14 protein-coding genes are annotated in these 14,598 nt (G+C 35.5%); 5 read left to right on the forward strand and 9 right to left on the reverse strand.

The features are described from left to right. Window positions 1-259: 259 nt before the first annotated feature. Window positions 260-1,420 (reverse strand): efflux RND transporter periplasmic adaptor subunit, encoded by a 1,161-nt coding sequence (locus WFK35_RS12765; protein ID WP_336688610.1) that lies wholly within the window; start codon window positions 1,418-1,420, stop codon window positions 260-262. 361 nt (window positions 1,421-1,781) lie between these two features. Continuing rightward, window positions 1,782-2,378 (reverse strand): TetR/AcrR family transcriptional regulator, encoded by a 597-nt coding sequence (locus WFK35_RS12770; protein WP_076390885.1) that lies wholly within the window; start codon window positions 2,376-2,378, stop codon window positions 1,782-1,784. Window positions 2,379-2,679: 301 nt separating this feature from the next. Between WFK35_RS12770 and WFK35_RS12775 the strand changes: the two genes are divergently transcribed. Beyond that, the gene (locus WFK35_RS12775; RefSeq protein ID WP_076390886.1) at window positions 2,680-3,234 is read left to right on the forward strand and encodes a thioredoxin family protein; all 555 of its coding nucleotides are present in this window, start codon (window positions 2,680-2,682) and stop codon (window positions 3,232-3,234) included. A gap of 174 nt (window positions 3,235-3,408) precedes the next feature. Here the strand turns inward: WFK35_RS12775 and WFK35_RS12780 are convergent, their stop codons facing one another. Continuing rightward, window positions 3,409-4,314, reverse strand: a complete 906-nt coding sequence (locus WFK35_RS12780) for an AraC family transcriptional regulator (protein WP_336732910.1) — start codon at window positions 4,312-4,314, stop codon at window positions 3,409-3,411. Window positions 4,315-4,437: 123 nt separating this feature from the next. Between WFK35_RS12780 and WFK35_RS12785 the strand changes: the two genes are divergently transcribed. From WFK35_RS12785 to WFK35_RS12795, 3 genes are read left to right on the forward strand one after another with little or no spacing between them, the layout of a single operon-like run. Further along, window positions 4,438-5,667, forward strand: coding sequence for an MFS transporter (locus WFK35_RS12785; RefSeq protein ID WP_336732911.1), 1,230 nt, complete (start codon window positions 4,438-4,440; stop codon window positions 5,665-5,667). Window position 5,668: 1 nt separating this feature from the next. Then, window positions 5,669-7,147: a trehalase family glycosidase gene (locus tag WFK35_RS12790; protein ID WP_336732912.1), complete on the forward strand. Its 1,479-nt coding sequence runs from the start codon at window positions 5,669-5,671 to the stop codon at window positions 7,145-7,147. Window positions 7,148-7,173: 26 nt separating this feature from the next. Then, a complete protein-coding gene (locus WFK35_RS12795; RefSeq protein WP_336732913.1) occupies window positions 7,174-9,612 on the forward strand; it encodes a TonB-dependent receptor in 2,439 nt (812 codons plus the stop codon). Window positions 9,613-9,669: 57 nt separating this feature from the next. Here WFK35_RS12795 and WFK35_RS12800 read toward each other — a convergent pair whose 3' ends face one another. The 6 genes from WFK35_RS12800 to WFK35_RS12825 all read right to left on the reverse strand — a co-directional run bounded on the left by WFK35_RS12800 (window position 9,670) and on the right by WFK35_RS12825 (window position 13,665). Continuing rightward, on the reverse strand, window positions 9,670-10,260 hold the full coding sequence (locus WFK35_RS12800; RefSeq protein ID WP_336732914.1) for a leucine-rich repeat domain-containing protein: 591 nt from the start codon (window positions 10,258-10,260) through the stop codon (window positions 9,670-9,672). Between the two features lie 49 nt (window positions 10,261-10,309). After that, a complete protein-coding gene (locus WFK35_RS12805; protein ID WP_214590805.1) occupies window positions 10,310-10,933 on the reverse strand; it encodes a hypothetical protein in 624 nt (207 codons plus the stop codon). After that, window positions 10,934-11,329, reverse strand: coding sequence for a DUF6678 family protein (locus WFK35_RS12810; protein ID WP_336732915.1), 396 nt, complete (start codon window positions 11,327-11,329; stop codon window positions 10,934-10,936). A gap of 11 nt (window positions 11,330-11,340) precedes the next feature. Further along, entirely contained in the window at window positions 11,341-11,709 is a 369-nt protein-coding gene (locus WFK35_RS12815) for a hypothetical protein (protein ID WP_336732916.1), read from the reverse strand. Window positions 11,710-11,736: 27 nt separating this feature from the next. Further along, window positions 11,737-12,729, reverse strand: coding sequence for a phosphotransferase (locus tag WFK35_RS12820; protein ID WP_336732917.1), 993 nt, complete (start codon window positions 12,727-12,729; stop codon window positions 11,737-11,739). Between the two features lie 297 nt (window positions 12,730-13,026). Beyond that, on the reverse strand, window positions 13,027-13,665 hold the full coding sequence (locus tag WFK35_RS12825) for an MBL fold metallo-hydrolase (protein ID WP_336732918.1): 639 nt from the start codon (window positions 13,663-13,665) through the stop codon (window positions 13,027-13,029). 308 nt (window positions 13,666-13,973) lie between these two features. Here WFK35_RS12825 and WFK35_RS12830 point away from each other — a divergent pair. Next, the coding region (locus tag WFK35_RS12830; protein WP_336732919.1) for a type IX secretion system plug protein at window positions 13,974-14,598 on the forward strand (625 nt) is incomplete at its 3' end.

The raw sequence follows: 14,598 nt of genomic DNA on the forward strand, positions 1-14,598 counted from the left end.
GATCACGGTAGAGAGTACCGGTCTTTCTATAAATTGTTTTAACATAAGAAGTTTATTTTTTAATGTGGTTTAAACTTTTTAGCTTTAAATTTTTAAACACTTAAGTAGCTTTTAGTTTAATTAAAAACTTTGCATGAAGTTCACTTTAGCTGAAAATCAAAGATTTTCAAAACCTTATGTGTACTTATTGAGCGATTGCTTTTTAACTTACAATAACTTAAGTGCTTAAAAACTTTTGTGGTTAAAGAAGTTTAAACGGTTATAATGGTTTTGCTTTCAGTAAGCTGTCGGATGAAATCGCTTTCGGCTTGATAGAAGCACCATCTTTTAACATTCCGATTCCTGTGAATACAATCTTTTCTCCCGGCTGTATTCCTTCGGAAATAAAATAATAGTTTTCAGTTTTTCCTGAGATTTTTACAGGCTTACCGGTTACTTTCTGGTCTTTACCAACTACATAAACATAAGTTTTATCCTGAATCTCAAACGTAGATTCCTGAGGAATAATGACAGCATTCGATATCAATTGAGGCATACGAACTCTGCCTGTATTTCCGGTTCTCAACGTTCCGTTGGTATTTGGGAAAACCGCACGAACACTGATTGCTCCTGTAGATTTGTCAAACTGTCCGTCTACGATGCTCATTTTTCCTTTTTGCGGATAAATGCTGTTGTCTGCAATCACCAACTCTACCATGGGCATATTTTTCAGCTTTTCTTCTAAACTTGCGCCTTCATATTTATTCTGAAAAGCGATAAAATCCAGTTCGCTTAAAGAAAAGTAGGCGTAAATCTCACTGATGTCTGATAATAAAGTCAAGGGATTCACATCTGTTCTGGAGATCAGACTTCCTTTTTTGTGAGGAATTCTTCCAATGTATCCGCTTACCGGAGCTGTAATCGTTGTAAATCCGATATTGATTTTTGCTCCTCCAACTGATGCTTTTGCCTGTGAAGCGGCGGCAAGTGCGGCTGCATAATTTGCTTTTGCAGTTCTCAATTGTACCTCAGATACGACTTTTGCAGCAACCAAAGGCTCTAATCTGTCAACCTCCACTTTTGCTTTCTGGATATTGGCATTGGCAACCTGTAAATTAGCATTTGCCATATTCATCTGCTCTCCGTAAGCTCTGGAATCTATTTTAAATAATGGCTGTCCGGCTCTTACATAAGCGCCCTCTTCCACATAGATTTTATCTAAATATCCGTCGACCTGAGACCGGATTTCCACGTTATTTTTTCCTTCCAAAGCAGCCGGAAATTCCTGATAGGTTGTTGCCGGTGATGAAATAACGGTGTAAACAGGAAGTTCAGGAGCGGGTGGTGCAGCGTTGGCTCCTTCTGCAGCCTTTGTGCAGTTTTGTAAAAGAATAATACTTGAGATCAGTGCAATGAGTCTTATTTTTCCAAATATTTTCATTTTGAGTTTAAATTTTTAATGAAATGTTAAATTAAGTAGTGATGTTTTTAATTTGAATTATGTTATTTTTTCTAACGGTGTTAATTTTTAGTTTAAAAAAAATTTCAAAATTCTTAATGTGATTTTAGATCGTTGTTTCCATGAGAAGAACTTTTTAATGTTGGTTAGATATGATTTAGATGAGGTGTGAAGTGTGTTACTTTTGCTAACGGTGTTAATTATTCAGGACAAAAAATGATTATCAATTCATTGGTTACATTCTACATGATTGTTTTTTTAATTTTAAATTCGGTTTAAATGAATACTTTATATTAATTGATGTTAATATTCCTAACGGTGTTAATTTTTAATTCAAAAAAATTTACAAAGACTTAATGAAAGCAGAAACTGTTTCATCAAGAGTCGTTTTGTTCATCGTAGAAGGAATATCGTCATTACGCATCATCATGATCGAAATCAAGCCATGTACTGCTGAAAACAGGGCGTGCGACATGTGACAGGCATTATCCGGATTGGATCCGTTTTTCTTAATAATCTCGTACGTACACTCGTAAAGCATATTCTGGAAAGAAGAAAATTCTTCCTTCATCATTCCTTTTCCGCTGCACTGCATTCCCAATCCGAACATTAGCTGATAATACTCTTTGTTTTTAAATGCGAACTTCCAGTAAGCATCCACAATAGCTTTCAGTTGTTCGTCCGGAGCTTCATATTCTCTCTGGGCTTTCAGCAACTCTATGTGTAAACAGTTGAAACCATTCAGCGAAATTTCATACAAAATAGCTTCTTTGTTTTCAAAATAATCATAAACTACCGGTGCACTGTATTCTATGGCATCGGCAATTTTTCTCATGGAAAGGGATGCCCATCCTTCGGTTTTAGCCAAAGAAAACGCAGCATCCAGAATACTGGCGCGTATATTTTCTTTTTCTCTTTGCCGACGTTCGTGCAGACCCATGATTTTTAATTACTAACAGTGTTAGCAAAACTACAAACTTTTGAGGATAACTTCCAAACAAATTTTACGCTTTAACTTTTAAAGTAAGGCTTTGAAGATGTTTGTAATTTGGCTTGGATGCCGGAAGGATGGGAGCTGGAAGTACTTTTAATATGTTGATTTTTTTATTATTGTAAAAATTAATAGAGTTTATAGTCCCACTCAATCGAGTGTAATTTCTGAGACTTCCATCTTCCCGTATCCATCCTCCATACTATAATAATCAAGAAATTCTATATCTTTGTAACCAAATAAAAAAGTTATGAATACTCCTTCAAATATGATTGAATTGGGCACAAAAGCTCCTTTTTTTGAGCTTCCGAACCCGTCAAAAAGTAACGAAATTCAGTCTTTGGATGATCTGAAAGGCGAAAAAGGAACTTTGGTGATCTTTATGTGCAACCACTGTCCGTTTGTTCTTCATGTAATTGATAAATTAACCGAACTGTATGAAGATTACAACGAAAGAGGAATTGAATTTATCGCCATCAATTCGAATGATGTGGAAAAATATCCCGCAGATTCTCCTGAAAAAATGATTGAATTCCAAATTGAAAGAAAGTTTGATTTCCCTTATTTATACGACGAAAGTCAGGCAATCGCAAAAGCGTATGATGCAGCCTGCACACCGGATTTCTTTTTCTTTGATGAAAAACTGGATCTGATCTACAGAGGACAGATGGATGATTCCAGACCGGGAAATCACAAAGAAGTAACAGGAGAAGATCTGATTATTGCTTTCGAAAATCTTTTGTTGGGAGAACCGCAGGAAGAAATTCAGAAACCGAGTATGGGATGCAATATCAAGTGGAAGTAATTTTTGGTTGATAATAGCGGGCTGTCAGTTGATAGCTTCGCAATTCAAATATAAAAAGTTGTTCTTTTTGAACAGCTTTTTTTGTTTTGTAATGATTTGAAAAATGAGTTGTTTAAATTCAGGTAAAAAAGTTATCCACAATTTTATCCACAGAGTTATCCACAATTTATTTTGCTAAAAACTGGCTTTCACTTTTACTTTTTCTTCTACCTTTAAATCTACATTCACTCTGTTCTGTGCAAAATTTTTCATGAATTCCGAAGGGGTCTTTCCTGTATATTTTTTAAACATTCTGTTGAAATACGTTACATTATTAAAACCACAGCTGTAACTGCATTCTGAAATACTTTTATCCTGTGCCATCAGTAAACAGGCTTTATTGATGCGGTACCGGTTCACAAATTCGGTGAAAGTGATCTGAGTTGCTTTTTTGAAAAAATTACAAAATGCAGGTAAAGTAAGATTGGCAAGTTTGGCGACGTCCTCAATGTCAATTTCTTTATCATAATGATGTTCCACGTAGGTGAAAATATTTTCCAGTCTTGTTTTGTTTTTGGAAATAATCGTGTAAGGCATGATTTCCTTATTCAGAAGTTCGTAATCATCACATTTTGAAAGCTCAAAAAGAATTTCCAGCAATAAAAGATATCTTCTGTATCCTTCAGATTTCAGCATCAGTCTTAGTTTTGGAAGCATATTAATATGAACCTCATCATGAAAATGAATTCCGTACTTTGAAAGTTCCAAAAGATTTTTAATGGATCTTGCTTCAACTTCCTGTTGCGGAAACTGCAGGATTTCTTCCTTAAACTGCAAAACAATTTCTTCATGCGGATCGATAGAGTTCAGTCCAAAACCGGAGTGAGGAATATTGGAGCCAATTAACACCAGATCTCCGTTCGTATAATTGCTTTTATGATAACCAACGTGGCGCGTTCCGCTCCCGGAAACCACACACACAAGTTCAATTTCGGGATGATAATGGTATTCCCATTTGAACTCTGAAATAGGAGAATTGTTGTGAATCGTGCGAAAAGAGCTCTTTTCATCGGGGATTACGCGTTCAAAAGTGACTTTCATTTAGTTAATCATAATTTGTTTCCTAAAATAATAATTATATTAATATGGTTCAAATATTCATTTATAATGTTAAATTAACGTTAAGGCAAATGCTTATATCTTAGCCCACAAGAAATTATATGAATGAAAAATTTCAATATTAAGGCAGTTTTATTTTTAAATTATTTTGTTTTTGCCATTCTTCTGAATTCTGTAGGAACGGTAATTTTACAGATGCAGCAAAACTTCGGGATTTCCAAATCTTCAGCCAGCGTTCTGGAGGGTTTTAAAGATCTGCCGATTGCGATCTGCTCTTTCATTCTGGCTTCGTTTTTACCTAAAATAGGAATCAAAAGATCGATGCTGATCGCCTTGCTTTTGGTGAGCTGCATGTGTTTCGTAATGCCTTTTGCCAATGCGTTTTGGTTTTTCAAATTATTGTTTACGATTGTCGGGGTTTCTTTTGCGTTAATTAAGATTTCCGTTTTCACTTCTATTGGTTTGGTAACGGATTCAGATAAGGAACATTCAAGTTTTATGGGTTATCTGGAGGGTTTTTTTATGATCGGCGTATTAATGGGAAATGTTTTATTCAGCTTATTCATAGATGACCATAATCCGAGATCAACCCATTGGCTGAATGTGTATTGGGTTTTGGGAGGGATTTCCACACTTTCATTTTTGTTTTTATTCTTCACAAAATTAGATGAACATGAAGCGAGAAGCGAGAAAACGGACTTGCTTGGAGATCTAAAAAACAGTGTGAGTTTATTCAGTTATAAAAAAGTTCTGTTCTTTTTACTGTGTGCTTTCCTTTTTGTTTTGGTAGAGCAGAGTTTCCAGACATGGACACCGACTTTTTACAAAGAGATTTTAAAAGTTCCGACTTCCATGAGTATTCAGGCGGGAGCGGTTTTGGCAGGAGCTTTCGCACTGGGGAGATTCTTATCAGGATTCTTCTCTAAAAAGTTCAGTTGGATCTACGTGGTTTCTTTTTGTGTGGTAGGTTTTGCCATAAGTATTTTATTGGTTCTGCCATTAACTCACAATATTAGTATTAATGCAGGAACAACCTGGTTAAATGCTCCGTTGGTTGTTTACTTATTTCCTTTGATGGGCGGTTTACTGGCTCCGATTTATCCAAGTATCAACTCTGTGATTTTAGCATCTATTCCGAAATATTTACACAGCGCAATGTCGGGTTTAATTGTGGTTTTCTCGGCAATCGGAGGAACCATCGGATCGATTATCACAGGTTTTGTGTTTCAGGAATTCAGCGGACAGCAGGCATTTTACCTTTCATTAATACCGCTTTCATTGTTGATTGTTTCAGCAGTTATTATGAACAAATTAAAAATAAATCCTAAAAAATAAAATGAAGAAGCAGTTATATATATATGAAATTCAGGCTCTTTTTGATGATGTACAGAGATCAGAGGTTTTTGAAGATCAGAAGATGATGACGGATGCGGTTCCCTTGTTTCCGGTCGAAGAAATTAATGCAAAATATGAAGAAGGGAAACAGTCGGAAGATTTTAACCTGAAAGAATTTGTCCTGTCAAATTTTGATTTTCTGGGAGCTAAAATATCCATTCAGAGGGAAGATCACCTTCCGATTGAAGAACACATTGGAAAATTATGGGATGAACTGACAAGAACAGCCTATGAGGAAAAAGGAACGTTGCTGAAACTTCCAAAACCGTATGTGGTTCCGGGAGGTCGCTTCAATGAATTTTTCTACTGGGACAGTTATTACATCATGTTGGGACTTCAGATTTCCGGAAGAGTGGAAATGATGGAAAATATTATTGAAAACTGTTCTTATCTTATTCAGAACGTAGGATTTGTACCGAATGCAAGCAGAACCCATTTCTTAAGCCGTTCTCAGCCGCCCTATTTCTCGTTGATGCTGGATCTGCTTTTTGAAACAACGAAAGACGAAAATATTTACATCAAATATCACAATACTTTAGAAAAGGAATATGCTTTCTGGATGAACGGAACAGAAGAACTGGAAAATGGTTCGGCGGTAAACAGAGTAGTGAAAACAATTCACGGAGATGTATTGAACAGATATTATGATGCTGAAAACATACCGCGCCCTGAAAGTTATTTAATTGATATTGAAGACAGTGAAAATGCAGGAGAAGAATTTTACCGAAACATCAGAAGCGCCTGCGAATCGGGTTGGGATTTTTCCAGCAGATGGTTTGCGGACGGAGAACATATACAGACTATTGAAACGTTGAATCTTGCTGAAGTTGATCTGAACTGCCTTTTATGGCATTTGGAAGAAACATTGGCAAAATCTTCATCGCTTCAAAAATTAAATGAAAGAAAAATTGATTATTCTGAAAGGGCAGCAAAGCGAAGACAAATGATAGATCAGTATTTCTGGAACGAAACTTCCGGAACATACAAAGACTATCATACTCAAAAAAACACAAACACACCGTCTGAACATATTGCTGCCCTTTATCCTTTGTTCCTGAAAATCGCCAGTGAAGATCAGGCAAAAGCTGTTGCGGAAAATATTGAAGAAAAATTTCTGTATCAGGGAGGTTTAGTAACAACGACTAAAAACACAGGTCAGCAATGGGATTTTCCAAACGCGTGGGCGCCGTATCAGTGGTTGGGTTATCAGTCGATGAAAAACTACGGATTTGATGATCTTGCTGAAAAAATTAAAAACAACTGGTGCAGCAACGTGGAAAGGGTATACAAAAACACCGGAAAACTGATGGAAAAATACAATGCTTTAGACATCGAAACCGTTGCAGGAGGCGGAGAATATCCTAATCAGGATGGTTTCGGATGGACGAACGGAGTGTATCTCAAATTAAAAAAGAATTAACAAACAAATAAAAATCAAATAAGGCTATGAAAAAAAGATCGATGTTTTTACTTGCCGGTATCGCAACCTTGTATTACAACAATGCATACGCTCAGGAAACTCCTAAGGATTCCACAAGATCGGCTTCCATCGAACAGGTGGTTATTACGGGTAACTCTAACCCGAAAAAGAAAATAGAATCGAGTACGGCGATTTCTACGTTTACAGCAAAAGAAATTCAGAAACAAAACCCGATCAGTGCGGCAGCTTTGTTGCAGCGTGTTCCCGGTTTTGCGGTAGAAACTTCCGGTGGTGAAGTAGGAAACAACCTTTTCGCAAGAGGTATTCCTTCTGCGGGAGCGTATGAATTTGTACAGGTTCAGGAAGACGGTCTTCCGGTGTTCGAAGACGGAGCATTGCAGTTTGCCAATGCAGATAATTTCTTCCGTGTAGACAATTCGGTAAGCAGATTAGAAGCTTTGAGAGGAGGTTCAGGTTCTATTTTTGCGAACAATTCTCCGGGAGGTTTAATTAACTTTATTACCAAAGAAGGAGGGAACGATTTCAGAGGAACGGCAAAACTGGAAACCAGTACTTATGGATTAATGCGTACTGATGTAAACGTAGGAGGAGCTTTGGTTCAGGACAAATTATTCTTCAATGTAGGAGGTTTTTACAGAACAGATGACGGAATCAGAAAAACAGGTTTTAAAGCCAATCAGGGCGGACAGATCAGAATGAATCTGAAATATGTTTTCGATAAAGGCTATGCTAAAATCTATTACAAAAAACTGGATGACAGAAATACGTTCTTCCTTCCGATTCCTTTGGTACAGAACGGGAATGATCTGAAAGAATTTTCCGGTTTTGATGCTAATTACGGTACCTATAGCTACAGAAACATCAGTCAGTTGAACATTCCACAAGTGGGCGGAGGGTTTTTTAGCAGAAATTTAGAGGACGGAATTCATCCGAAAGTTGATGTTTTAGGAGCGGAATTCAAATATGATTTGGGCAGTAATTTCTCTGTTTTAAACAAAACAAGATATACCAATATCAATATGAATTATACGGGAATTTTCCCTGCAGGCGGACCTCAAAGCGCGGCTGATTTTGCCAAAGGAGCAGGAATTGCAGGAAATACATTCCAATATTCAATGGTAAGCAACGGAGCAGTGGTAAATCCTGGCTACGTTCAGAAATTAGGTTTCTGGGCAATTGATAAGCAGATGAATAATTTCGTTAACGATTTGCAGTTCAATTATAAATTTGATAAAGGAAATGTAACGGCAGGTTTCTACAAATCTAACTGGAAGTCTCATCAATACTGGAACTGGAGCAATATTTTAACAACGGCTACCGATAAACCGGAATTGCTGAACTTGGTAGATACTTCATTAACGCCAAACAGTGTAGGTTATTCTAAAACATACAATGGAGTTACCAATATGTCGTTCCTGTTGAGAGATTCTCAGATTCAGGGAAGTCTGAATGATCTTTATCTGAATTTAGACTATAATATTACCGATGATCTGAGTTTTAACGGAGGAATTCGTTACAGCCACGATTTCTACAAGGGTTACGGTGTGAACACAACGAGCGGAAATCTTAACAATTCCGGATTGACTACTGACGGAACGCACAGTTTTGCAACAACCACTGCGGACGAAAATATGTCTGTTTTAGGCAATAAATACACGTACTGGAATTTTGATGTGAATAAAGTTTCTTTCACAACGGCGCTGAATTATAAAATTAATAAAGAAAATGCAGTGTATGCCCGTTTCTCTAATGGTTTCAGATCGCCGAATGAGGAAGCGTACTACAACAATATGAATAATTTATCTGTTGTAAAGCCGGTAACAACCAATCAGTTGGAAGTGGGATATAAGTATTATTCAAGAACGTTTGATGTGGCGGTAATTCCGTTCTATTCTACATTGAAAAATCTTTCATTCACGGATGTGTATTCAGATGGAAGCTCAGAGAACAAATTTGCAAATACATCAAACTTAGGGGTTGAGTTTGAAGGATACGCAAGATTATTCAATAATGTGTTTGAAGTAACGTTCAACGGAACGATCCAAAATCCGAGATATAAGGATTTCACAGGAAGAAATGCAGACGGAACAACATTCAGTTACAATGATAATACGGTAAGAAGAATGCCGAAATTCTACTTCAATATTTCTCCTGCGGTAAATCTCACCAAAGAGTGGAGAGCTTATGTAAGCATGAATTACTACGGAAAGCGTTTTCAGGATGAGAAAAATGCGCAGACTCTGCCTTCTTTCTCAGAATTTGGAGCGGGAACTTCTTATCAGTTAGGGAAAATCCGTTTTGCGGTGGACGGAACCAATATCTTTAATACCATCGGTATTACAGAAGGTGATCCAAGAGCCGGATCTCCATCGGGAGACGGAATTATTATGGCAAGACCAATTATGGGTGCTGCGGTAAGAGCTTCTATTACGCTTGATTTCTAAAATTTATTTCTTCATATAATTGATAAAACCGTCAGGATTTTTCTGACGGTTTTTATTTTAATATATCTTACTCTTTTTCAGGGCTCTTTTCAAATTTTCAAAATCATCATCTTTATATCTTCTTGAGCCGGATAAATTTATTTCTTTTAAATTTTTTGGAAAAAGATCAGGATTTAAATCTGTAAGTTTTGTCTCGCTCAAACCTAAATATTTTAAGTTTAACATTTGGTTGAGGGTTTTTGGTAATTTATTCAGTTCGCAGTTTTCAATACGTAATGTTTTTAATTGATCTAATTGCGATATTGTCTCAGGAACTGTATCAATATCATTTCCTCGAATCATTAAATACTGTAACGATTTTATTCGGGTGAGCCATTCAGGAAAAACTTTTAATGGAAGATTTAGGAGTGAAATTTTTTTTAATTTTTTCAATTCAGCAATTTCTTTCGGAAGTTCAAAATCATCCAAATTATAAATAACAGGATGTGCCTGAATTTCTAAGGTTCTTAAGTTGATAAATTGCGAAAAAATGGCACCTTTGTCCTTTAGATTGTATTCTATAAACAGTAGACTAAGTTTTTTACAATTCTTTGGATTTTGCATTGCTTCGCTTAAGGACAAAAATTTAGTTTTTTTAAAAAAGAGCATAATTCAAGAATTTATTTTACATCTTAAGTTAAATTGTAATTACTGATAATTATCCTTTTTCATTAATCCAGTTTTCAATCATGGTAACAGCAGACGTAATAGCTTCTTCCAGTTCAAAAAAACTTTGATGTGTTTCTGCAACAGGATTTTTATCATCGTTATTTTTTATTATAGTAATATGATAGCCTCTTTCAGAACCATGCCAACCTGCAATAAGTAAGTAGTTTTGAGAATATGAAACTTCTAACATATCCGATTTCAGGTTTGATCTTGAAAAATCTTTAACAATATAAACTATAGTTCCGCTTTTAAAATCAATATGTTCAAAAGGATTTTTAGGCATTTTAAATACTTCAGGGATTGCCGAACCGTCCTGACTGTCATGCCAATCAAGAATCAGCCTTACATTATAATTAGAAAATATTTTGTCCTGAATGCGTGGTGAAAATTTGTATCGTCCTGATTTCAGTTTTTCACTTTTTACAATTCCTATTTTTGGCTGTATAAAAAGATTGTTCGCCTGATCTGTCTCATATGATAAATACAACGTCTGATCATCAGAAATAATTTTTAAATAAAATAAAAAATCGTAATCATCATCCGGTATAATATACCACAGATACAGTTTGTCTTTATAAATAATTTTTCTCTTTCCTTTATGTGATACTGCCATTTATTTATATCCAAAAATTCTCAGTCCTTCTTCTGTTATTTCATATTCCAACAGTCCCAAATTTTTTATGATCTGTTCAATTTTTTCTATCGGCTGAAAAAAAAATTCTGATGTCAGCTTTACATTTCTGTTCCAGCGTTCTGTTTCATGTTTTTCGGGGATCAGAATCCATTCAATTTCTTTATATCTGAATGGTCCCAGTTCGCTTACATCCCCAAAACCTTTCTCATTAAAACCTCCAAGATGAAATTTGTACGTTCTGTCGTTCAGCAGAAATTTAATGTATGCAGACTGAATATTAATTTCTGCATTCTGCATCTCTGTCAGTAACCTGAACCATTTTGAGTTGTTCATGTAGGAAACCCGTTTCAGAATTTCTTTCTCCAGTTTGTCCATAGAGACCTTATTTATTTTTTCGGGATAAGCTCATCAATGTATTTTAGCATAGTTTCTTTTACCGTACTTTCATTAAAATCTATGGTAACGGTTAAATTTCTTTCGTTTTCTGTAAATCTTATTGTATTGTTATCAGGCTCTTCAATCTGTCCGTCAACGATGAAAGTGAAGTTTTTTCCAAAAGCTGTTCGGGAAAGCTCAATATTCCAATCGGGAACATCATTAAAATTTAATTCTCTTACCGGAAAAATACTTTCAAAATTTAAAATAACAGAGTGATCTGTACGTTCTGTGGATAATAATTTGCAGGCACTTCGTTCTCTGTTTTGTACTTCAATAATTCCATCGGTACCAATGTATTTGTTTAATTCCTGTTCCATATTTTTAGTTATTTGTTTTTATGAAGGTTATTCAATTTCAATTTTGTGATAAGCCATCCAGCGTTTTAAATTTCTAACCATCCTTTTTAAATGATCTTCATTGAGGAAGATATTTGTCCAGAATTCGAATCTGTCGCACTGTATACTGATGTAATACGTCATGACAGCTAAACAGGCGTAAGATAAGAACTTTTTTTCTTCGTTGCTGATTGTTGTTACCGTTTCATAACCCTGTAAAAAACTTTCTGCTTTTGTCTGATATTCTTCCTCGTTCAGGTTTGTTGCCAGAAGCTGAAACAGAAAGTAAGAAATATCAAAACATAAATAGCCGTTTCCGCAGAAATCAAAATCAAAAAAAGTAACTTCTTTTTCATTATCAATGTGCAGATTATCAAACCAGACATCAAGATGTACGCTTCCGTATCTCATTTTTTGTCTGTCGAAAGTTTCGAATTTAAGGCTTAAAAATTCAGATAATTTCTCCAGAAAAATAACTTCGGTATTACCATCGTTAAAGAATTTTTTTATCTTTTCAACAGGGTTTATAAGCAAGTTTTCCGCATCATAAGAAATCCTGTTCAGTTCAAAATGCTCTGCCGACTGATGAACTCTGGCTAAAGCCTGTCCGATCAGAAAACTTGTTTCAGGTGAGAATTTTGCCGTCTTTATGCCTTTCGCATAAGAAAATAAAACCCCAAATCTTTTTCCTTCCGGGGCTTCAATTTCCTGAATATAGTCACTGAATTTATCTGCAATCGGAAAAGCAACCTGCCGGTTTGCATCTTTTAAATGAAGGAGAAGCTTTAGTTCTTCCTCAATTTCAGATTTTGTCCGCCAATGATGAGTATACACTCGGAAAACAAATTTCTTTTCCTCATCATGAATAATGTACAAATGATTCATGGCTAGGCGGAAAATGCCGCATTTTGTTTTGTTACTCAGCCCATATTTTTGCTGAATAAGATATCCGAGATGTACGGGATCAAGCGTACTGTTTATAGCAGGGAATTTTTCTGTCATTAATTTATATCCGTAAGTGAACAGTACTTCATGTGAAACAACTTTGTTTGTAATCAAATGCAGGTGCAGGCAGTCTAAAACAACCCTGTTTGTAACCAAATGCAGTTTACATAACTCTGAAACATTCTGTTTGTAATGAAATGCAAAGGCAGGTAGTCTGAAACAACCCAGTTTGTAATGAAATGCAAATGAATGTAGTTTAAAACAACCTTGTTTGTAACAAAATGCAAATCAATTTAGATTAAAACAGAAAGGTTCGTATCTAAACTCTCTTAGTTCACCCACACTCAAACAGTCTTACTTAAAAAACGGATTATACTCCTTCTCAAACCCGATTTTTGTGGGATTTCCGTGTCCGGAGAAAACCTGAGTGTCATTATCCAAAATGAAAAGTTTGGTTTTGATTCCTTCAATTAGCTGCTCATAGTTTCCTTTATAAAGATCAGTCCTTCCGATACTTCCTTCAAACAGAACATCACCGGAAATAATGAATTTCTGATTTTCATTGTGATAAACCACACTCCCCGGAGAATGTCCCGGAACATGATAGATTTTGAATTTTTCTCCGTCAAAATCCAGTTCGTCACCCTCATTAATATATTGAATTTCCACATGAATATGATCCAGCTCAAAACCAAACCTCATCCCGCTGATCTGAAACATATCCAGCACTTCTTTGTCTTCTCTGTGCATCAGAACAGGAACTTTATACGTATCAAAAGCCCATTGTAAGCCCAAAACATGATCAATATGGGCATGCGTTAAAAGAATTTTTTCAATTTTCAGTTCATTTTCTGAAATGAAATTTTCGATCACTTTGGTTTCCTGTCCGTTCATATTTCCGGGATCAAATAACCATGCTTTTTTATTTTCGTTATAAAGGATATAAGTGTTTTCGCTTGCAAAATTGAATACGAAACCTTGGATCTGAAGCATATTCTGAATATTTTTATTGGAAACAAAGGTAGCTACAAAAGTTTTTGTTTAAAAATAGTTTTGATTTAAATTTTAACCGCAAAAGATGCAAAAGATTATTGGATTTATTTAAAGTATTTCAAAAGCCTGCAAAGAGAAAAAATCTTTGATTTTTTAAACTTATGTGTGCTTTTTTCCTATTTAATTATTAAACTTAAATAACTAAAATGTAAAATCTTTTGCGGTTAAGATAAAATTCAGGCATTTTTTAATGAATAAAGATATGTTGCTTTGTTGTTTAAAAACGATTTTTCTTTATCTTCGTCATAATGAAAACATTGCAGCTACTTTTACTTTCTTTGGGCGGACTGGTTTTTGGACAGAATATCCAGAGTATTCAATTGTTTAATCCACAGACCAATGACGAAACGCCGGTTATTAATTTTAATCAGCAGTTGGTTTTAAGTTTCGATGATCTTACCAATGCAAGCGAAATTTACAGATATACCATTAAGCATTACAACAGAAACTGGGAAGACGATAATCTTTTCTTTACGGAATTTGCCAATGGAAGTTTAAACGGTTTGCTGGATAAATTTCAGTATTCTTTCAATACGCTGCAATCATATACGCACTATACGCTGAATTTCCCGAACGAGAAAATGCAGCCGAAAATATCCGGGAATTTTGAGCTTATTGTGTATAAAGATTCTGCTGAAAAACCGCTTTTCAAAAGAAGATTCTATGTGGTGGAAGATGCAGCAACTTTAGCAATAGGGGTTTCAAGATTTGCTGATGCAAGAAATCCGGATGCGAACCAAAGGATAGAAGTGAAAGCAGTTCCCAAAGGCGGAGATATAACATCGAATGTAAATTCCATGACGCTGAATGTAATGCAGAACAATAATCCGAATGTTACAATAAATAATTTAAAACCTAGTGCGACATTGGGAA

Source organism: Chryseobacterium sp. VD8, assembly GCF_037149975.1.
GTDB classification, from domain to species: Bacteria; Bacteroidota; Bacteroidia; order Flavobacteriales; family Weeksellaceae; genus Chryseobacterium; species Chryseobacterium indicum.